Source organism: Undibacterium sp. Tian12W (assembly GCF_049339405.1).
Lineage (GTDB): Bacteria > Pseudomonadota > Gammaproteobacteria > Burkholderiales > Burkholderiaceae_D > Undibacterium.
This window is the reverse complement of the sequence record NZ_JBMPPK010000012.1, coordinates 109,689-129,088: the sequence shown is the minus strand read 5'-3', so window position 1 is coordinate 129,088 and position 19,400 is coordinate 109,689. Positions and strand designations below refer to the sequence as shown.

The 19,400-nt window shown below is 53.2% G+C and carries 18 protein-coding genes; 11 read left to right on the top strand and 7 right to left on the bottom strand.

The genetic code is table 11. From position 1 onward, the window contains the following. Positions 1 to 14: 14 nt before the first annotated feature. Positions 15 to 3,674 (bottom strand): trifunctional transcriptional regulator/proline dehydrogenase/L-glutamate gamma-semialdehyde dehydrogenase, encoded by a 3,660-nt coding sequence (putA, locus tag ACO0LI_RS16605; RefSeq protein ID WP_423033837.1) that lies wholly within the window; start codon positions 3,672 to 3,674, stop codon positions 15 to 17. Positions 3,675 to 3,824: 150 nt separating this feature from the next. Between putA and ACO0LI_RS16600 the strand changes: the two genes are divergently transcribed. After that, on the top strand, positions 3,825 to 4,283 hold the full coding sequence (locus tag ACO0LI_RS16600) for an Lrp/AsnC ligand binding domain-containing protein (protein WP_110254407.1): 459 nt from the start codon (positions 3,825 to 3,827) through the stop codon (positions 4,281 to 4,283). 120 nt (positions 4,284 to 4,403) lie between these two features. Here the strand turns inward: ACO0LI_RS16600 and ACO0LI_RS16595 are convergent, their stop codons facing one another. Continuing rightward, positions 4,404 to 5,048 carry a LysE family translocator gene (locus ACO0LI_RS16595; protein ID WP_423033835.1) on the bottom strand — a complete coding sequence of 215 codons (645 nt, stop codon included), beginning with the start codon at positions 5,046 to 5,048 and terminating at the stop codon, positions 4,404 to 4,406. Between the two features lie 213 nt (positions 5,049 to 5,261). Here ACO0LI_RS16595 and ACO0LI_RS16590 point away from each other — a divergent pair, with 213 nt between their 5' ends. Together ACO0LI_RS16590 and ACO0LI_RS16585 are read left to right on the top strand one after the other, a co-directional pair. Further along, on the top strand, positions 5,262 to 5,501 hold the full coding sequence (locus ACO0LI_RS16590) for a zinc finger Ran-binding domain-containing protein (RefSeq protein ID WP_423033833.1): 240 nt from the start codon (positions 5,262 to 5,264) through the stop codon (positions 5,499 to 5,501). A 159-nt stretch (positions 5,502 to 5,660) separates the two neighbouring features. After that, positions 5,661 to 7,490: an AMP-dependent synthetase/ligase gene (locus tag ACO0LI_RS16585; RefSeq protein ID WP_423033831.1), complete on the top strand. Its 1,830-nt coding sequence runs from the start codon at positions 5,661 to 5,663 to the stop codon at positions 7,488 to 7,490. 50 nt (positions 7,491 to 7,540) lie between these two features. Here the strand turns inward: ACO0LI_RS16585 and ACO0LI_RS16580 are convergent, their stop codons facing one another. Genes ACO0LI_RS16580 through ACO0LI_RS16560 form a run of 5 tightly spaced genes read right to left on the bottom strand, consistent with a single transcriptional unit; the run spans position 7,541 to position 11,657 of the window. After that, positions 7,541 to 8,797, bottom strand: coding sequence for a DUF4214 domain-containing protein (locus ACO0LI_RS16580; protein WP_423033829.1), 1,257 nt, complete (start codon positions 8,795 to 8,797; stop codon positions 7,541 to 7,543). Positions 8,798 to 8,820: 23 nt separating this feature from the next. Continuing rightward, the gene (locus ACO0LI_RS16575; protein WP_423033827.1) at positions 8,821 to 9,714 is read right to left on the bottom strand and encodes an FAD:protein FMN transferase; all 894 of its coding nucleotides are present in this window, start codon (positions 9,712 to 9,714) and stop codon (positions 8,821 to 8,823) included. Between the two features lie 17 nt (positions 9,715 to 9,731). Continuing rightward, a complete protein-coding gene (locus ACO0LI_RS16570; protein ID WP_422951720.1) occupies positions 9,732 to 10,862 on the bottom strand; it encodes a DUF3570 domain-containing protein in 1,131 nt (376 codons plus the stop codon). 34 nt (positions 10,863 to 10,896) lie between these two features. After that, positions 10,897 to 11,148, bottom strand: coding sequence for a DUF4266 domain-containing protein (locus ACO0LI_RS16565; protein ID WP_423033825.1), 252 nt, complete (start codon positions 11,146 to 11,148; stop codon positions 10,897 to 10,899). Next, a complete protein-coding gene (locus tag ACO0LI_RS16560; RefSeq protein WP_162044064.1) occupies positions 11,148 to 11,657 on the bottom strand; it encodes a TlpA family protein disulfide reductase in 510 nt (169 codons plus the stop codon). Before ACO0LI_RS16560 ends, ACO0LI_RS16565 begins: the two co-directional genes overlap by 1 nt. Before the next feature lie 332 nt (positions 11,658 to 11,989). Here ACO0LI_RS16560 and ACO0LI_RS16555 point away from each other — a divergent pair, with 332 nt between their 5' ends. From ACO0LI_RS16555 to ACO0LI_RS16520, 8 genes are all read left to right on the top strand, one after another. Then, complete coding sequence (locus ACO0LI_RS16555; RefSeq protein WP_423033822.1) at positions 11,990 to 12,388, top strand: carboxymuconolactone decarboxylase family protein; 399 nt, start codon at positions 11,990 to 11,992, stop codon at positions 12,386 to 12,388. 58 nt (positions 12,389 to 12,446) lie between these two features. Next, complete coding sequence (locus tag ACO0LI_RS16550; RefSeq protein ID WP_423033820.1) at positions 12,447 to 12,947, top strand: cupin domain-containing protein; 501 nt, start codon at positions 12,447 to 12,449, stop codon at positions 12,945 to 12,947. A 151-nt stretch (positions 12,948 to 13,098) separates the two neighbouring features. Then, entirely contained in the window at positions 13,099 to 14,169 is a 1,071-nt protein-coding gene (locus tag ACO0LI_RS16545) for a sensor histidine kinase (protein WP_423033818.1), read from the top strand. A 19-nt stretch (positions 14,170 to 14,188) separates the two neighbouring features. Next, the gene (locus ACO0LI_RS16540) at positions 14,189 to 14,932 is read left to right on the top strand and encodes a LytR/AlgR family response regulator transcription factor (protein WP_423033816.1); all 744 of its coding nucleotides are present in this window, start codon (positions 14,189 to 14,191) and stop codon (positions 14,930 to 14,932) included. 149 nt (positions 14,933 to 15,081) lie between these two features. Continuing rightward, positions 15,082 to 15,840: a DUF4304 domain-containing protein gene (locus ACO0LI_RS16535; protein ID WP_422951726.1), complete on the top strand. Its 759-nt coding sequence runs from the start codon at positions 15,082 to 15,084 to the stop codon at positions 15,838 to 15,840. Positions 15,841 to 16,230: 390 nt separating this feature from the next. Beyond that, positions 16,231 to 16,656 (top strand): DUF2141 domain-containing protein, encoded by a 426-nt coding sequence (locus ACO0LI_RS16530; RefSeq protein ID WP_423033814.1) that lies wholly within the window; start codon positions 16,231 to 16,233, stop codon positions 16,654 to 16,656. 12 nt (positions 16,657 to 16,668) lie between these two features. Then, the gene (locus tag ACO0LI_RS16525; protein WP_423033812.1) at positions 16,669 to 18,138 is read left to right on the top strand and encodes a carotenoid oxygenase family protein; all 1,470 of its coding nucleotides are present in this window, start codon (positions 16,669 to 16,671) and stop codon (positions 18,136 to 18,138) included. Between the two features lie 57 nt (positions 18,139 to 18,195). Then, positions 18,196 to 19,398: a sensor histidine kinase gene (locus ACO0LI_RS16520; protein WP_423033810.1), complete on the top strand. Its 1,203-nt coding sequence runs from the start codon at positions 18,196 to 18,198 to the stop codon at positions 19,396 to 19,398. The last annotated feature ends 2 nt before the right edge of the window (positions 19,399 to 19,400 follow it).

Genomic DNA, 19,400 nt, shown 5'->3' with positions numbered 1-19,400 from the left:
AGTACAGAAAACGATCAGGTCGCCAGTGTCATCAAACTCGCATTGCCGCCGGCAGCGGTGGTATTCACACAGAGTGCCCGTTCAGCCATCAGACGCCACAAGGGTATTTCTGCATGGTCATGGGTTTCGACAACGGAGACGATAGCGTCATCCAGACCTGCAAACAAGAGTTTGTAATGCGACAGCAAGCCGCCTTCCACCAGGGCCAGTTGGGCACCGCATTTTTCTGCTTCGGCAGCAATGATGAGTTTGCTGACTTCGGCTGGCAAACCGGCAGGCAGGATAGCCATGGTTTGTGCAGGCAGTACTGGCAGGTTGCCAGTGGCTAGCGTTGCCGCCAGTTGGTTGATGATGCAATTGACTGTTGTTGCCGCGCAAAAGATGCGGCCACGTGGCGCAAATGACAGGGTATTGCGCTCACCTGTCGGACCAGGCAAAACCTGGGTCACTTTGTAAGGGCTGTTGTGGGCATAGTGCTCACCGAGTTCGGCGATCTTTTGATGACCCTGTTTTTGTGCCCAGACCAGCAAAGCTTCCAGCGCTGGTGGTGACTGGCGTTCGTATACGGTATGTCCACCCAGGCCAGTGACAGGAGTGCGTTGCAGGCGCTTCAGATACAGCGGGCCACCAGCTTTGGGGCCGGTACCGGATTTGCCTTCACCACCAAAAGGCTGCACACCCACTACTGCACCAACGATATTGCGATTCACATAGATATTGCCCACGTGGGCGCGGGAAATGATGAAATCAATGGTTTCATCAATGCGGGTATGGATGCCCAGCGTCAGGCCAAAACCGGTGCCATTGATCTGGTCTATCAATGCAGGCAAGTCATTGCGCTTGTAACGCAGGACATGCAGTACAGGGCCGAAGACTTCTTTTTTCAGATCGTCGAGATTAGCGATTTCTATGACGGTAGGCGCAACAAAGGTACCGGCGCGGCAGTTGGCTGCCAGATCCAGGGTATAGAAGGACCTGGCCTTGCCACGCATGCCATTGATATGGTTCATCAGGTTGTTTTGCGCTTCGGCATCGATGACAGGGCCGATATCGATGGCCAGGCGGTCTGGCTGGCCTATGCGCAATTCCTGCATGGCACCGTGCAGCATTTCTATGGTCTTGTCTGCGATGTCTTCTTGCAGACACAGCACGCGCAGGGCCGAGCAACGCTGGCCGGCGCTGTCGAAAGCTGAGGACAAGACATCATTGACGACTTGTTCAGGCAAGGCGCTACTATCGACGATCATGGCATTCTGGCCACCGGTTTCTGCAATCAGCGGGATATCGATACCTTCCGCCACCGCACGTTTCGCCAGTGTGCGGTTGATGATTTGTGCGACTTCGGTGGAGCCAGTAAAGATCACGCCCTTGACGCGGTGATCAGCCACCAGCTGCGCGCCAACGACTTCACCCGTACCTGGCAAGAATTGCAGGGCACCACGTGGCACACCAGCTTCATGCATCAGTTGTATGGCGCGATAGGCAATCAGCGGGGTTTGCTCTGCCGGTTTAGCCAGCACCACGTTACCAGCAGCCAGCGCGGCACTGACTTCACCGATGAAGATGGCCAGCGGGAAATTCCATGGGCTGATACAGACTACCGGGCCCAGTGCCTGGGTATTTGCCTGGCTCTCTACCTGGGCGGCGTAATAGCGCAAAAAGTCTACTGCTTCGCGCACTTCTGCCAGAGCATTTGGCAAAGATTTACCTGCTTCACGTATTGCCAGCGCCATGAAATCCAGGGTTTGCGCTTCCAGCAAATCAGCGGCTTTTTTGAGGACGGTGGCGCGTTCTACCGGCGCTGTGGTTTGCCAGTCCATCGCATATTGTTCGGCCGCATGCAGGGCTGTTTGCACATCCTGAGCATCGGCTTCGATGACCTCACCAACGACATCCAGCTGATTGGCAGGGTTATTCACAGGGCGTGTTTGCGTGGCAGATACCTGGCCATGCAGGATAGGTGCGGCTGTCAAACTTTGCTGGCTGCTTTCGGCAAAATGGGCGCTGATTTTTTGTAGTTCCAGCTCATTCGAAAAATCCAGACCAGCAGAGTTCTTTCTTTCCTTGCCAAACAAATCCTTGGGCAAGGCTATGGCTGCATGTGGTGCACCGCCGAGTTCACGCGAAACCGCGATAGGGTCAGCCAGCATGGATTCTATCGACACATTTTCATCAACGATCTGGTTGACGAAGGAAGAGTTCGCACCATTTTCCAGCAGGCGGCGTACCAGGTAAGCCAGCAAGGTCTGGTGTGAGCCGACCGGGGCATAAATGCGGCAAGGTTTGTCCAGTTTGTCTTTACCAACGACCTGGTCATACAAGGTCTCACCCATGCCATGCAGGCACTGGAATTCATAATCAGTAATACCGGCTTTTTGTGCCCAGGTATAGATGGTTGATAAAGTCAGGGCGTTATGCGTGGCAAACTGTGGATAAATCACATCAGTCGCAGCCAGCAGCTTTTGTGCACAAGCCAGGTAAGACAAATCGGTATATACCTTGCGGGTGTAGACCGGGAAACCACTCATGCCATCGACTTGTGAACGTTTGATTTCCGCATCCCAGTACGCCCCCTTGACCAGGCGCACCATGAATTTGCTGCCACTGCGGCGTGCCAGGTCGACCAGATAGTCGATAACGAAAGGGCAACGTTTTTGATAGCCTTGCACGACAAAACCTATGCCTTCAAAACCTTTGAGGTCGGCATCAAAGGCCAGTGCTTCCATCAGGTCCAGCGACAATTCCAGCCTGTCGGTTTCTTCTGCATCGATATTCAGGCCGATATTGTATTGCTTGGCCAGCAACAGCAATTTTTTCAGCAGCGGCAGCAATTCATTCATCGTGCGTTCACGCTGGGCGCGTGAATAACGCGGGTGCAAGGCAGACAGTTTGACTGAAATGCCAGGGCCATTCTTGATGCCACGGCCATTCGAGGCTTTGCCTATCGCATGGATCGCGGTTTCATAGGCCTTGTAATAGAAGGCCGCGTCCCTGGCGGTCAGCGCAGCTTCACCCAGCATGTCATAAGAATAGCGGTAGCCACGTTTTTCATTGTCCTGACTGTTTTTCAGGGCTTCTTCTATGGTCTGGCCGGTGACGAACTGATTGCCCAACATGCGCATGGCCATATCGACGCCTTTGCGTATCAGTGGCTCACCACCCTTGGCGATCAGGCGTGTCAGCGCAGAACCCAGGCTTTGTTCGCTATTTGTGCTGACCAGTTTGCCAGTCACCAGCAAGCCCCAGGTGGCGGCATTCACAAACAGCGAGGGTGATTCACCCAGATGTTTGCGCCAGTCGCCCTTGCTGATTTTGTCGGCAATCAGGCGGTCGGCGGTTTGATGATCGGGGATGCGTAACAAGGCCTCGGCCAGGCACATCAGGGCCACGCCTTCTTCCGACGACAGTGAAAATTCATGCATCAGGGCATCAACACCAGAAGCGCGGGTGCGTTGTTGGCGCACATTGCTGACCAGACGGTGTGCCAGTTCTGCAACACTCTTTTGCTGGTCCTCATGGGCATTTACATTGCCGAGCAGCCATTGCACCGCATCTGGCTCGGATCGGCGGTATGCTTCGGTAATGGCAGTTCTGAGAGGGCTGGCAGGGGGAAGGAGCTCTGCTTGCAGGGCAGAAAAAGGCTGGTTATTGGCTGGCACGGTGATCGCAATCATATAAAAATAATCAAAACAAATATGATTTCATTGTATAGATGCTCTTCGATGATTAATTCTGGAAATCAGAACATATATCGAAATTTTCTATTTTGTGAGAAAATTATGCCGAATATTATTAATCACCACACTGACGATTTTTGACTTCTTATGCTCGACAAAATCAGTAAAAGAATTCTGGCCGAATTGCAAAACGATGGCCGTATCAGTAATGTAGAACTGGCAACAAGGGTTAACCTCTCCCCTGCTGCCTGCCTGGAACGCGTGCGCAAGCTGCAAGAGTCCGGCTACATACTAGGATACACAGCCCAGCTCAATCCACATCTGCTCGATGTGGCCCTGCTGGTTTTCATAGAAGTTGTGCTAGACCGCACGACCCCAGACGTGTTCGATGCTTTCCGGCGTGGCGTACAAGCCATCCCTGAGGTGCTGGAATGTCATATGGTGGCGGGTGGTTTTGACTATCTCGTCAAGGCACGTGTCAAAGACATGAATGCCTACCGCGACTTTTTGGGCAAATCCCTGCTGCAATTGAACGGTGTGCGTGAAACGCATACCTATGCAGTGATGGAAGAAGTTAAAAATACCAGCTGCCTGCCGATTAAATAGGCATTTGATTACTGGTGTTTTTCAGGTTCTGCAGGCTCTTTGGGATTTATCCACAGCCTGACATTCATGCCGCATTTCTCGAGGATGCGGCATGTTTTCATTTGCGCGCCTGATTCCTGATCAATGCTTGCCCGACAGCGCCAGCTTGATACCAAAAGAAACAAACATCAAACCAATGAAGCGGTTCAGCCACAGCGTGACAGCTTGATTGACACGCATGCGCTGTCTGGCAAATGCAGTCGAGATAGCGAGGAAGTGGCACCACAACATGCCATTGAAATTAAAGATGCAACCCAGCACAATCAAGGCCAAAGGTTTGTTGCTGGCATCAGCCGCAATAAATTGCGGCACGAAAGCCAGAAAGAAAATCGCGACTTTGGGATTCAGTATATTCGTCAAAAATCCTTGCATGAAAATCTTGCGGTGGCTGAGTACCGGTAGGCTGGCTTTGGCCTCAGTATGCGCGTTGGCAGATTTTGCCTTGCTAAACAGCATGGCTGCACCTATATACAATAGATAAGCCGCACCTGCCAGTTTAACGACAGTGAAGGCCATGGCAGAAGTCGCCAGCAAAGCCGACAAACCCAGTGCCGCCGCCATGATATGTACCAGCGTACCCGCACCTATGCCCAGCGCTGCCGCCGAACCCGCACGCCAGCCCTGCGTTGCGCTACGCGTCATGATGAGGATGGAATCGGGGCCGGGGGCGATATTGAGCAAGATACCGGCAATGATGAACTGGACGAGGTCTTGTGTGCCTAACATGGATACTCCTGAGTGGGATGGGCGGACAAGGGCTTTATTATAATATGCGCAGAAGTGGGCCGTGTTTTACCGGTAAAACCATTGCCAGGACTGTTGCTTGTTTTCGGTGGGTGCGCCGTGCGCACCGGTTTTTTTATCGTGATTCAAAAGCATGGTGCGCATGGCGCACCCAACTGGTGGAACTGGAATTGATCATATTTTTAAAAGACAGCAATGATGAAAAAACAACTTGATTACGACTGGGTTTGCCATGCATGTACCACAGAAAACGGCAAATCTTTAACGCGGTGCCAGGCTTGTGGCTGTGCTGCTTTTGCCAGTGTGAACGAGATGGAAGTGCATGCAAAAGGCCAGCGTAAAATTGATTTGCAGATATCGCGCGAACTGGCGATGACCGTGCTGTTTTGGTCTTTTATAGGCGGCGTAGTGTTTTTCTTCAAATTGGCAGCATAAATTTGAAATGGGTGTTTTGAGCTCAGGCAATAAGCTTTTATTCAAAATGTTGCATAATGACGCTTTTGGTGTGCATTTTCGTTCAAATAGCGAAAAATAAGCGTTTTCACCGGGGCCGGTGAAGGCTGACCGCCAACTGTTCAATTTCTTCAGCATTTCATGTCTAACTCTGCACAAACAGCAACAACTCCCGACTTATCCACAGTGCAAACCCTGGCAGAATTATTTGCCTGGCGGGTAGCACAAACTCCCGATGCCGAAGCCTATCGGCAATTCGATGATGCACAGGGCCTGTGGATATCTTATTCGTGGCAGCAGACACAAGAGCGGGTACAGGGTTTTATCAAGGCCTTGTCACCGCTGGCGCTCGAGCACGGTTCCCGCATTGCCATCCTGTTGCCAAATGGCTTGCATGCAGTCTGCATGGACCAGGCCGTGCAGGCTTGTGGCTTTGTACCCGTGCCCATGCATGCGCTGGATAACCCGGCCAGTATTGCCTATATCCTTAGTGACAGCGATGCTGCATTTTTAATCGCCGCAAGCGACAGGCAATGGAAAGATATTGCCAGTGCAGGTCTGGACTTGCCCGCTCTGCGCCAGGTTGTTGTGCTGGAAAAAGAGCTGGATGCCGCAGCCTTGCCAGCCAGTGTTCCTGTTGTACAAATCGACGAATGGCTGGCCAGCGCAGCGCATCTGCAAGCCGCTGCAAAAGGCCCGGTATCCGATGACCTGGCAGCCCTGGTCTATACCTCCGGCACGACAGGCAAACCCAAGGGCGTCATGCTGACGCACACGAATGTGGTATCCAACGTCAAGGCAGTTGTCCACAGGGTCTCGCCAGTTATTAGCGATGTGTTTTTATCCTTCCTGCCCCTGTCGCATACCTTTGAGCGTACAGCCGGTTATTACCTGCCGATTGCGGCGGGTGCCTGCGTGGCCTTCTCGCGCTCGGTCAAGCAATTGCCGCAGGATTTGCTGGAAGTACGGCCGACGATCCTGATTTCCGTCCCACGTATTTATGAACGCGTGTATGGCGTGATCCAGACCAAACTGTCGGCCTCCAAACTACAGGCAAATTTGTTCAATCTGGCGATTGCCACTGGCTGGCGCCGCTTCAGCCGTGAGCAGGGTTTGCTCAAGGGTGATGGCATGACAGCCTTGTTCGACAGCCTGCGCTGGCTGGTGCTGGAACCGCTGATCGCCAGCAAACTCAAGAACCAGTTTGGTGGCCGCCTGCGGGTGGCGGTCAGTGGTGGTGCTGCACTGTCGCAGGCAATTTCGCAATGCTTCCTGGGCCTCGGTATTCCTATCGTACAGGGTTATGGCATGACTGAGACTGCACCTGTCGTCGCCTTCAATGCGCCCGATGATAATGACCCAGCCACCGTAGGCCGGGCAGTGGAAAAGGTAGAAGTGCGTATAGGAGAAAATGCAGAACTGCAGGTGCGTGGACCGAATGTCATGCGCGGCTACTGGAAGCGTGAAGAAGATACTGCCAAGACCTTTATTGATGGCTGGCTGCGCACCGGCGACCAGGCTTCCATCGTTGATGGCCGTGTGCGTATTCTTGGTCGCGTCAAGGAAATCATCGTCACCTCCACTGGTGAAAAAATCGCCCCGGTTGATCTGGAACTGGCGATCATGAATGATGCCGTGTTTGAGCAAGCCTATGCCTTTGGTGAGAACGCTCCCTTCATCGCCTGTGCCGTTGTGCTGAGCCGTGCTTACTGGCTGGAGCTGTCGAGCTCGCTGGGCCTGAATCCAAGTGATGCCGCCAGTCTGAAATCACCCCAGGCACAAAAAGCAGTGGTTCAACGTATCAAGGCGCTGACCAAAGGTTTTCCTTACTATGCACAACCACGCGCCGCGATTTTGACGCTGGAACCATGGACGGTGGAAAATACCCTGATCACACCTACCCTGAAGCTCAAGCGCAATAATTTGCTCGCGCATTTTGCCGCGGACATTGAGGCTGTGTATAAGCGTTGATTTATGCACAGGACTGATGCTGCACGTCCGCAGCATCAGTTGAAAAGAACTTAGCCAAACGGAATGAAATCTATACCGTTCTGTATCTTGGCAACCACCTGTACCTGGTTCTCGGTGCTCTCGCTAAAACTGGCGAGTATGTCGGCTCTTGTCATGCCCTTGCTGACTTGCCCATTCCAGTAATCAAAGCCCGCCTGGTCTGGCGTCCGGTGCAGCACATTACTGTACAGGGCAGTCAGGAAGGCATTGTCAGAGATATTCGCCCCATACAATTGCTTGAACTCGGCGGAAATGACGAAGCTGGCAGCTACCTGGTTCAGGCTTGATCCCTTGTCCATCTGCCCTATCCAATAACCCAGGCCTGGCAAATCTGGCGTGCGGTTGAAGGCTGCCTGGTAAATGCGGTAAGCCACGCCAGCGGTGCTATTGATATCCAGCGCGACCGACATATCGGCAAACTGCAGGCGCTCTACCTGGTTCACCGTATCCGTACCCTCGGCCCCGGTTTTATCCTGCACAGTAAAATTGGCACCCGCTGCAGTGATGTTAAAGTCAGCCCGCTTGCCTGCATAAATCGCAGTATCCATGCCTGCGCCGCCATTGATGATGTCATTTCCGGCCAGGCCGTTGAAACTGTCATTGCCTGCCGTACCTGTCAGGGTGTCATTGCCAGCCGTACCTACAATGCCGCCTGGCACAGCCTTGGCCACCGTGGTAAAGGAATAACTACTGGTACCAATGAAGTTATTACCAGCCACGTCCTTGATTGCACCAGAAGGTATGTTCAGCTTGTAAGTGCTGCCATTATTCAAATCATTGGTGGGGTTGATGGTCACGGTATTGCCGCTGATCGTCACATTGCTGCTTTGTGCGATGTTGTAGTTGGCCACCACACTGCCATCGGCGTTCATGAGGCTGATGGTGCCACTGCCAGCGGTGACAGTCTCACTGAAGGTCAGCACGATATCGCTATTGGTGGAGACACTGGTCGCCAGCGTGGCCGGGCTGAAGCTGATGACCGAAGGAGGTGTGGTATCGCCAAAAAAACTCAGCAGGTCCAGCACATCCTTGCCATTGTTAAAGACCAAACGCTCCATGTTGAGCAGTGTCGCATGCAATTCGCCACTCGCACCAGAGAGAGTATCGACATGCACAGAACCATCTGCCGCTAGCGTAATTTTGTACTCCGAACGCAAGGAAGTACCCAGAATCAGCGTGTCAACACCACCCTTGCCATCGAGCGTAAACGTCGATGGATTAATGACGGTCCAGGTGTTATTGCCGTCGTCGCCTACTATGGTTGCCATGATGTACTCCTCAAATTCCTGGTTCAGGCCGCAGCCTGCGTATGTACTATGCCTTGCTGGTCTATTGCCAGAAAACGCAATCCGGTTTGCTGCAAATACGCCAGCGCATCAGCTTCTTTCAACATGCCTATCGTCGTGCAACTGCCAGCCAGTGCCGTCAAAGGAGCCAGCACGCTGATGCTGCGCCAGTGCCGCACCGGCATGCCAGTGTGTGGGTTCAGGATATGGCAATAACGTTGGCCGTCAGTTTCAAAATATCTTTCATAATCACCACTGGTGGCCAGCGCGCCTGACGTCAGCGGTATACTGGCCGCGATCTTGTCTTGCTGGCGCGGGTCTTGTATACCCATAACCCAGGCCTGGCCATCCGGCTTGGGACCCAGTACCCGTATATCACCACCAAGGTTCACGTAGCCATGTGTGACGTTTGCGGCTTCCAGCACTGCCGCTGCCCGGTCTGCCGCATACTCTTTGCCAAAGCCACCAAAATCGATTTCCATACCTGCCTGCGGCAGTCTGAGCTTGTTACTGGTTCTTTCCACCTTTGCCCAGCCTATGCGATGACATAAGGCCTCTAATTCATCTGTTGCCGGCACCCGCTGGCTTTTGAAATCCCAGGCCTGGCGCAAGATGCCTGCCGTGATATCGAACAGGCCATCACTGGCCTGGTGCAAGGCCTGGGCATAATCAAACAGGGCGACAGTTTCTTCATCACAGACCACGGCATCACTACCCGCCTGGGCATTGATGCGCGAGACTATGCTGTCTGGTCTGTAACGCGAATACTTGACCTCTATCCTGCGCACTTCGGCAATCGCTTCCTGTGCTTTGGCAAACATCGCCTGTTCATCGGTATCGGCGATAACGACTTCACAGGTGCTGGCCATGGCCTTGAAAGGGATACGGTAAATCTGCATAAAACCAAATTCATTCACTAAAACTGACGCGACAAACCAAGCTGTATGGTCTTGGCATCAAACGGCAATAGTCCCGCGCTGCCACTGCCAAACAAACGGTAAGAAGCACGTTGCTGGTATTGCTCAAATTTCACGTCAACCTGCCAGTCTTCATTGATCTGCTTGGCCAGCTTGATACCGACAGTGCGTGCGCCATAGGCCGAGACCCTCTGGTCTTCAGAATAATTCTGTGCACCATCTGGCGGGTTGGGGGCAAATGGATAAATGTCAGGCTGCGCATCTACATAAAAACTGGCTGCGCTCTGGCTGTAAAAACGCACGAGCGGCGTCACGCTCCAGCCCTTGCCAAAAGGCTGCGTATATTCCAGATTGAAGGTATGCGATCTGATTTTCCAGCTATCACCAAAATAACGGTAGCTGACACGTGCACTACCGCCCGTGCCATCGAAATGATGGTTCCAGCGGGTGAGCAATGTATAGCTGTTGCGTTCATCCGGTCGCTTGTCAAAAGCCTTGTAAGGGTCAGACAGATAGCCTTTGGCATGCGCCAGGCTGAAATTGACCTGCACAATATCATTCATGCTCATGACCTGGGTCAGGCCCAGCAGGGCATCAGTCACCTGCTTGTTTTGTCCTTTGATCCTGCCGGTGGAGGCGCTGACGGTGTCATTGGCAAAACCCAGGCCCGCAGTCCAGGTGGTATTTTTATCTTCACTGAACTGGCTGCCCTGCAGTGACATGCCACGCGAAATATAATCGGATTCGCTCGATGCACTGGCACCCAGGGTTAGGGTATGGTGCGCGAAATAGCGGGTGACTTCAGCATCGAGTGCACGGCGAAAGTCCCTGAGCTTGACCAGGCCATAGCTATGGAAGGCGGGCGAGGCACCGGAGATACTATCCGTCACATAAGTCGCGCCGACCGACCATTCATCCGACAAGGGCGCCATGATCTTCAGCGCGCTGGCCTGCACCTTGACGCGGTCTTCACCGGGCTGGCTGTCTTTGTAATCAAGTAATTTGAGACTGATGAGACCCTTGTCCGGCGCTGATTCTGCATGCGCTGCCTGCATCATCGGCAAGGCAAGTGCAGCGGCCAGCAAGGTGCTGGCGAGATTGTCAGGAGTCTTGGAAGTGGGCGCTTTCATGCTTGTTTATGCCTTATGCTTTATGTCTTATGCTTTAGTTGCAACCACAGCCACCACCACCAACGCCTGCACCGCCAAAGGCAGATTCCTTGCTCGAATAGGTGTGCTCGGCGAACTTGATTTCCAGCAGGTCGTGGTCAAACGTCATTTCTTTTTTTGCCAGCTTGCCTTTTTCCCAGGGTTGCACAGCCTGCACCATTTGCATATTGCCGCAGGCGCTGCAGGACAGGATCAGGCCCAGCAGGGCAAGTTTGCCCAGAAATTTCTTGGTTATGAATTGTTTCATCATTTACTCCCCAGACTGCTGATGATCGCCTGTTCAATTTTTGCCTTGCTGGCTTCGTTAAATCCTGCGTGCTGCGAAATGATCTTGCCATCCCTGTCTATTAATACACTGCTGGGCATGCCCTTGATTTCATATTGACGCGGCATGATGCCCTTGGGGTCATAGGCTATCTGAAAATTGCCAGGCGTGGATTTCAGAAATTCCTGTGCTTCCTCGGGTTTGCTGTCGAGGTTGATCGCCACTACCTGCAAGCCCTGTGCGCCATATTTGCTTTGCATGGCATTCATCCAGGGGAAGGATTGCTTGCACGGCCCGCACCAGGATGCCCAAAAGTCAAGATAGACCACTTTGCCGCGATAATCAGCCAGTTGCACATTACCCTTGCCAGCCTGGGCACTGAATGCCGGCGCGGGTTTGCCTGTTTCCAGTGCCAGCGCTGGCAGACTGGTACCCGTGACGATAGCCAGTGACGTGGCCGCTGCTGCTATCTTCAGTTTCAACAATGTCATGGAGCTGCCTTGCAGGATAAGTGTTTGCCAGTGCCATCTCAGCTTGGGATCAGCATGAGCGCAGGCAACTGGTGTTTTACATCCATCATAAGCCCAGCGCAGGACAAATAAATCCTGGCTTTGGTAAAGATAGCGGGTTTTCTGTAATGAACTGTAACGGGGAAATGTACTTAAAACAAGTCTGCACTCAAACAAGTTGTTAAATTAATATATTGTCTATTGAAAACAATATGACTGCCTAAAAACAACAAACTACATTGCTGTTTTGACCTTGCATACTGATCTGGCTAGCATTCCTTTCATGGAAGATAACAATGGAGTTTAAAAGAACAATGAACAAGCAAACAGATCAGCAATTTGCCGATGGCCTGCAAATACGCAAGCAAGTCATGGGCGAGGCCTTTGTCGAAAAGGCGTTCAGCAATACCGATGCCTTTACCGCACCGCTACAGGAATTTGTCACCCGCAATGCCTGGGGCACGGTCTGGTGCCGTGATGGCCTGGATTTAAAAACCCGCAGCCTGATCACGCTGTCGATGCTGACCGCCCTGGGGCGCGCGCACGAGATCAAGGGTCATGTACGCGGTGCTGTCAATAACGGTGCCAGCATGAAAGAAATACAAGAAGTACTATTACATGCCAGTGTGTATTGCGGCATGCCGCTGGCCATCGACGCCTACCGCTCCGCCCATGAAGTCTTGCTGGAGATGGGCAAGATAGACATAGCCTAAAAAATAGCCACCTCAATAGCAACCTCAATAGCCACCTGATATTTCAAAGGAAGCCGGTATGACAGAAAAAAGAAAAGCCATCGCACTCACTGAAGACGGGATAACCCGTCCGTTTGCGGTGGACGATGTGCCATGGGATGAATATTCCCACGGCCAGAGTTTTGGTTCACGTTATCGCCAGCTAGGCCAATATGGCGGCTGCCAGCATGTAGGCGTTAGCCTGGAAGAATTATCGCCCGGCAAACTTGCCTGCCCCAACCATTATCATTATCTGGAAGAAGAGCAATTGATGATGCTGGACGGCAGCCTGACCCTGCGCATGGGTGATCAGACCTACATCATGAAAGCTGGTGATTACATGGTATTCCCGGCGGGGCAAAAGGTTGGTCACAGCCTGTTCAATCATACCGATGCGGTATGCCGCTACCTGGTTATAGGCGAACGCAATCCGCATGATGTGATTGTTTATCCCGACAGTAACCGCATCAGTGTGGTGCTGGCGGGCGAAGGTTATGACAAGGCAGCCACGCTGGAATACTGGGAACGTGAGAAGGATTAATCACAGGCAGGCATGCACTTAAACGCCTTAAGCGCCCTTAAGTACACTTAAGTACACTTAAGCTCCTTAATTCCTCATTTGGTGTCATGACAGTGGCAGTCTGGCAAGAATTGCCGGATACTCCTGTCATTGCATCAGCTTGATGGAAAGGATGACGATGCGCCGCATGTGGCTTTTTTATACCCTGGCATGGATAGCGTATTCCATACTGATTGCCTTCGCAATACAGATTGACGGCTTGTCCAAAGGCCAGTTTGATTTGCAACTGGCGATGTATTCAGAAATCAATACCTTGCCTGCAGCCCTGACCCTGGCGTTGATCTGGCCCATGACCGGCCTGATGGAGCGCAAGGGTTTGCGGCCTCTGAGTATTGTGTTTACCCATATCCTGTTGTCGGTAGTATTCGGGTTTTTCTGGCACTACGCGGTCAGTGGTTTCATGCAAATGATCGTGCACGTCAAAGAAATCGAAGCAGTCCGGCCCCTGAGTGCCTATATCTGGCCCTTCCTGTACAGCCTCATGATGTATGGCGTGGTCGCGGCTATTTTTCATACCGTGCGTTCCAGTGAAGCGCGTCGCGTGCAGGTGCTGGCTGCGACCCAGGCCCAGGGATTGCTGGTGGTGGCCGAGCTGGCCAGCCTGCGCAATAAGCTCAATCCACATTTCCTGTTCAATACCCTGCATTCCATCATCGCCCTCATGCGCAAGGATGGCAAGGCGGCTGAGGCCGCATTGTTTCGCTTCTCCGACATGCTGCGCTATGTGCTCGATACCGAAAAAAATGGCTCTACCCATGTCGCTCTTGAAGATGAACTCAATTTCGTGCGTGATTACCTGAATCTGGAAGCCCTGCGCCTTGGCCACAGGCTCAATGTCGATTGGCAGCTTGATGAAATGGCGGGTGGCTTTGGTATCCCGCCGCTGACTGTACAGCCACTGGTAGAAAACAGTATCAAGCATGCCTTCAATCCGCGCAGCCAGCCGGGTAACCTGCTCATCAAGACCAGGCTCAAGGCCTTGCATGGCGAGCTGGAAATCACCATCCGGGATGACGGCCCCGGCGCGGAGCTGGCCGATGTTCATGCCTCCAGCGGCATAGGTGTCAAAACCGTAGAGCGCCGCCTGCAGCTTGAATATGGCAAGCGCGCCAGTTTCAGCATAAATACCGCACCTGGACAAGGTTTTGAAATATGCTTGACCATTCCTATCTCCTCGATGTGACGCTTGAGCGTATCAAATCATGAGTAAAATTAAAACCGCCTTCATTGCAGAAGATGAACCCCTGGCCCGCGAAGTCTTACGCGATGCCGTCAGCGACAGGCCAGAACTCAGCCTCATCGGTGAAGCTGCCGATGGCGTTACGGCCCTTGCGCAAATTAATTTGCTGAAACCCGACGTTGTCTTCATGGATATACAAATGCCCGAAATGACGGGTCTTGAAGTCTTGCGCCGTCTCAGCCATTTGCCAGAAATCGTCTTCACGACCGCCTATGACCAGTATGCCGTGACCGCCTTTGAACTGCATGCCGTGGATTACCTGCTCAAGCCCTTTACCCGTGAGCGCTTCGATGCGGCAGTAGATCGCCTGCTGGATGCCCCGCCATCAATGCAAGCCATGGAACATGCCTTGAGTCTCGCCGCAGGCCGTGAAACCAGCAGGCTTGAGCGTATCCTGGTGCGCGACCGTGGCCATATTTTCCCGGTCAATGTGAACGACATCGCCTACCTGAAGGCCGATGCCAAATACACCGCCATCATCGTCGGTGACCGTACCCATCTGGTCAGGCTGGGCATTACCGAACTCGAAACCCGCCTCGACCCGGCACGCTTCATACGCATACACCGTTCGCTGCTGGTGAACCTGGATTTTGTCGAATCCATGAAAGCCGACGAGCAATCACAATTACGCCTGCATATGCGCGATGGCAGTGTCTTGCTGGCGAATCGCGAGGCTTCGCGCATGTTGCGGGATATGTCCATCTGAGTTTTGGCGCTTTTGCCCCTCCTGCTTCAAGGGAAAGTAAGCGGTGCGCCAGCGGCGTTATTATCAACGCCGCCTAACCCCGTTACAATTCCAGCACGATCAACAACACATATGCTATAAATCGGCATTATCTTTGCATTTCAGAGCCTATGGCCCGTGTCCTCTCTCCACCGCAAGACGATGATAAGATCGGTAAGAAGATCGATTACGTCGCCAAGCTATTAGGGCTATCTTTGGCGCCTCATGGCTATACCAGGAAGGGGCGAGACTTGGTTGCCACCATTGGTGAAGGTCCCGACATGAGTTGGCACATCATAAACTTGCAAGGAAACAAGTGGAACGAAGGGGCCTATGGCGCATTCTTTGTTAACCTGTCAGTGCAGTTCCCTTGCGTCTGTCGCGAAGTATCAAAAATTCAAAGCTACGAATGGATCGCCGACTGGGCCGAAAAACCGCACGAGTCTAGTGGTCAGTATCGAGAGCGCCTCGAAGGGGTTTTACCGAGAAAACTGTTCCACGGGTTCTTTTCTGGAAACAAAATAGTAGAGACCGACTTGGCAAAGCATCGCCAAATCAATATTAAGAGCGGTACTTCGCTGGACTTGGTCGCACTACAGTTGTCTGAAGCTATCGTCTCGCACGCGTTTCCATGGTTTGAACTCAGGAGCGACCTGAAGGTATTACGCGATGGTACCCAGTCAGCATTCATCGGCCCGTCCTTTGCCGATCGAATTGCGGCAGCGATATTGCTTAACGACCGGGAGGCCAGTAACCGCGTTATCGCCGAAGTTGGAGGGAAGTTGCCTGTTGCTAAGGCGACTGCGATTCGAAAATGGATAACAGACAATGGTTTCGACCCGTCTGGTATTCCAGTTTCTCCTACTGTGCCTTGGCCATCCGGTACATAACCGAGTAATACACCCGACATGGCAGAAGGTGAACCGTCTGCTTTTGCCGATCGCGACCGATAGCAATGGGTATAACTGCGTAACCGATCCATCTGCGACGTAATCTTCCTGAAAATTACGTCCCTAGCTCACCGCTTACAAAGAGACGGTTAGGATAAATTCAGTCACGAACAATGCTCCGTACCACGACGTATCCCCGTCTGTATCAACCATTCGCGGCTAAAGCCGCTCCTACGGGCATGGTTTCTCCTAGTCCTGCAGCAGTTCGCGAACCAGGTAAGCAATTCGCGCCTTCCGGGTCTGCCTTCGTCGCATACCCCGGCAAGCCCGCAGCAAGCGCGGCAAGATACGTGTATCGCAAGTGGCGATGCAAACTACAGGAGACAAACTGTGAAACACTATTTTCCATCCATTATTTTCGCGGCACTGGCAATGGCCTCAGTGACAGGCATGGCGCAGGCAGCAGAGCTGACGGTAGAAGTGACAGGCCTGAAGAGCGCCAAAGGCAAGGTTATGGTCGCTGTGTATGACAAATCAGAAAATTTCCTGAAACAGCCTTACAAGGTAGCGGCTGTCGATGCCCAGGCTGACAAGGTCAAACTGTTGATTGCCGGTTTACCGGCTGGCGATTATGCGCTCAGCGTATTCCAGGACGAGAACAGCAATGGCAAGCTCGATACCAATCTCATAGGCATGCCGGTCGAGCCTTATGGCTTCAGCAATGATGCCGCGGGCAGCTACGGGCCACCTAGCTTTGCACAGTCGCAGGTGCAAGTACCGGATGCTGGCAAGCTCATTTCCATCAAACTGCGTTAAGGGATAAACATCATGGACAGGCGCCATTTTTTGCGCAGCGCATTGGCAACACTGCCAGCCTTAGCACTGCCAGCCGGAGCATATGCAGATGAAACCAGGGATGCCTTTATGGCGAGCCTGCCAGCCCACCAGCGCCTGGCTGCGCTCAAGAGTCGGGAATCCGACTTGCCGGGCGGCGCGGCAGTGGTTGAAGGCCGCTGGCCTGCCGGGCTCAACGGCACTTTCTACCGCAATGGTCCGGCGCGCTTTGAGCTCGGTGATGAGCGCTATCACCACTGGTTTGACGGCGATGGCATGGTGCACGCGTGGCAAATGGAGCAAGGCCGGGTACGGCATCAGGCGCATTTCGTGCGTACCAAAAAGTTTGTCGAAGAGTCAGCCGCTGGGCAGTTTCTTTATCCCGCCTTTGGTACCGGCTTCAGCCGCAGGCCAGTAGGCAATAATGATACAGTCAATACCGCCAACACCAATGCCGTGCCACATGCAGGCAAGCTGTATGCCTTGTGGGAAGGCGGCTCGGCCACTGAGCTCAATCCGGCCAGCCTGGCGACCGAGGGTATCAAGACCTGGCGCGATGATCTGGCTGCCATGCCATTTTCTGCCCATCCGAGGATTTCGCCAGATGGTGTGCTGTGGAATTTTGGTGTCGCAGCGGGTGCCAACAAACTGCTGTTGTGGCGCATAGATGCCGACGGCAGCCTGGGCAAGTTCGGCATGGTCAATGTACCGCAATTGCCCATGGTGCATGATTTCGTGTTGACGGCAAAGTACATGGTCTTCCTGGTGCCACCGTTTGATTTGCGCAATTCACCCGACCAGAGCTATCTGGGCTCGCATGTCTGGAATGGCCAGCGCCCCATGCGCGCCGTGGTGGTAGATCGTGCAGATTTCAGCCTGCGCCGCATCATAGAAATGCCCGCAGGCATGGTCTTTCACTCCGGTAATGGCTGGGACGAAGGCAATACCATACGCCTGGATGCCAGCATGGCGGCAGACGACAGCAGCCTCAGGGGTCTCGGTAGCATCATGCGTGGCGACACCGGGAAGCTGCAGAATGCTGATACGCTACTTATCACCCTGGACCTGAACAAGGGCACGTCACGCAGCGAAAAACTGATGAGCGTGACAGAATTTCCCCGCGTATCACCAGTCGATATGGGTTTGCGCAACCGTCAACTGTTCGTGACTACCGGCGACAAATCGCCAGAATTTGGCATGACAGGCATCGCCAGCATAGATATGGAAACTGGCCGTCATGACAGATACAGCTATGGCCAGGGCTGGGTAGTTGAAGAACACATACCTGTACCCAAGCAGGGTGGCAAGGGGGTATGGTTGCTCGGTGTGGCTTACGATGTGAAAAAGTCGCAGACGGCGCTGAGCGTGTTTGATGGTGCACATTTGGCACAAGGCCCGGTGGCCAGGGCACGCCTGCCCTATGCGGCACCGCTATGTTTTCATGGTAATTTTTTGGCGGCCTGAGTCTGCCCTTAAGCGGGGGCCAGACTTGCCAGCCCCCGTCCACCTGTTTAGACTGTCATGATGAAACCTATGCCTGCCGAACCGGCCATCCCGGCCAAGCCAGTCAGCACTTCGCCTGGCAAGCAAGGGGCCGATGACCATCCCCTCGCCTTGATAGCCTTTTTTCGCCGCTGGCAGCCGGATATTTTGCGCGACCTCGTCTATACCTTTATACTGGGCCTGGGCTTTGCCCTGTTCTTTTTCGCCCTGTATGCGTATAACCTGTCGCGTGAAACTTTTTTTGCGCAGCTCTGGAATAATCTGGTCATCGCGATGTCGATTTCGTATTCCATCCATATCCTGTTTGCGCTCAGTTCTTTTTTGCTGCGGCCATGGATAGAGAATATACGTGGCTGGAAGTGGACGGCGTATTACCTCATCGTGCCCAGTTGTGGTGTCTTTGTGGGTTATTTCCTGGCGGTGTTGCTTATCAATCCTGCAGCATTGCGCCTGGATTATTTCAAGACCAGCGTTATCCTGAACTTTGGCATCGTGTCCGTACTGGTTTCCTGCGTGCTCGTGTTTGCTTATCTGGTCAGGGAACGTGAACTGCGCGACAAGGAAAAAATCGCGACAGAACAGCGACGCGCCCTGGAGTCAGAGCGCCGTGCGCTTGAGGCGCAGTTACGCATGTTGCAGGCACAGATGGAGCCGCATTTTTTGTATAATACCCTGGCTAATGCGGTAGGTTTGATACAGCCTAATCCGGCGCGTGCCCGTCTTTTGCTGGAACGCCTCATCGATTACCTGCGCGCCACCTTGTCGGCCAGCCGTGATAGCGACACCCTGCTGCAAGGCGAGATTGATACGATAAGCGCTTATCTGGAGCTGATGAAGCTGCGTATGGGCGAACGCCTGCGCTACCGCATAGAAATGTCAGACCAAGCTGCCAGCCTGTCCATCCCGCCCATGCTCTTGCAGCCTGTCGTTGAAAACGCCATCAGTCATGGCCTGGAACCCAAGATAGAGGGTGGCGAAATCCTGTTGAAAGCGTACGTAGAGAAAGATCATCTGCATGTTGTGATCAGCGATACCGGCGTTGGTTTTCAGACAGTTGCCAGCAGCAAGCCAGGTGGCGGGGTAGGCCTGGCCAACTTGCGTGAACGCATAGCAGCACTGTATGGCAAACAAGGCAGCCTGAGCATTACGGAAAATGCCGCAGGCGGCGTCAGCGTGAGCCTGTATCTGCCCTTGCCATCAACAGCCAGAACGCACACCTGAAT

What these genes read in the sequence shown, in the direction of transcription:
- ACO0LI_RS16545 (WP_423033818.1), top strand. Translation starts at nt 13,099, where the DNA reads ATGACGATGCGCCGCATGTGGCTTTTTTATACCCTGGCATGGATAGCG.
- ACO0LI_RS16585 (WP_423033831.1), top strand. Translation starts at nt 5,661, where the DNA reads ATGTCTAACTCTGCACAAACAGCAACAACTCCCGACTTATCCACAGTG.
- ACO0LI_RS16600 (WP_110254407.1), top strand. Translation starts at nt 3,825, where the DNA reads ATGCTCGACAAAATCAGTAAAAGAATTCTGGCCGAATTGCAAAACGAT.
- putA (WP_423033837.1), bottom strand. Translation starts at nt 3,674, where the DNA reads ATGATTGCGATCACCGTGCCAGCCAATAACCAGCCTTTTTCTGCCCTG.
- ACO0LI_RS16575 (WP_423033827.1), bottom strand. Translation starts at nt 9,714, where the DNA reads ATGCAGATTTACCGTATCCCTTTCAAGGCCATGGCCAGCACCTGTGAA.
- ACO0LI_RS16565 (WP_423033825.1), bottom strand. Translation starts at nt 11,148, where the DNA reads ATGAAACAATTCATAACCAAGAAATTTCTGGGCAAACTTGCCCTGCTG.
- ACO0LI_RS16525 (WP_423033812.1), top strand. Translation starts at nt 16,669, where the DNA reads ATGGACAGGCGCCATTTTTTGCGCAGCGCATTGGCAACACTGCCAGCC.
- ACO0LI_RS16595 (WP_423033835.1), bottom strand. Translation starts at nt 5,048, where the DNA reads ATGTTAGGCACACAAGACCTCGTCCAGTTCATCATTGCCGGTATCTTG.
- ACO0LI_RS16590 (WP_423033833.1), top strand. Translation starts at nt 5,262, where the DNA reads ATGATGAAAAAACAACTTGATTACGACTGGGTTTGCCATGCATGTACC.
- ACO0LI_RS16550 (WP_423033820.1), top strand. Translation starts at nt 12,447, where the DNA reads ATGACAGAAAAAAGAAAAGCCATCGCACTCACTGAAGACGGGATAACC.
- ACO0LI_RS16535 (WP_422951726.1), top strand. Translation starts at nt 15,082, where the DNA reads ATGGCCCGTGTCCTCTCTCCACCGCAAGACGATGATAAGATCGGTAAG.
- ACO0LI_RS16555 (WP_423033822.1), top strand. Translation starts at nt 11,990, where the DNA reads ATGAACAAGCAAACAGATCAGCAATTTGCCGATGGCCTGCAAATACGC.
- ACO0LI_RS16580 (WP_423033829.1), bottom strand. Translation starts at nt 8,797, where the DNA reads ATGGCAACCATAGTAGGCGACGACGGCAATAACACCTGGACCGTCATT.
- ACO0LI_RS16560 (WP_162044064.1), bottom strand. Translation starts at nt 11,657, where the DNA reads ATGACATTGTTGAAACTGAAGATAGCAGCAGCGGCCACGTCACTGGCT.
- ACO0LI_RS16540 (WP_423033816.1), top strand. Translation starts at nt 14,189, where the DNA reads ATGAGTAAAATTAAAACCGCCTTCATTGCAGAAGATGAACCCCTGGCC.
- ACO0LI_RS16570 (WP_422951720.1), bottom strand. Translation starts at nt 10,862, where the DNA reads ATGAAAGCGCCCACTTCCAAGACTCCTGACAATCTCGCCAGCACCTTG.
- ACO0LI_RS16520 (WP_423033810.1), top strand. Translation starts at nt 18,196, where the DNA reads ATGATGAAACCTATGCCTGCCGAACCGGCCATCCCGGCCAAGCCAGTC.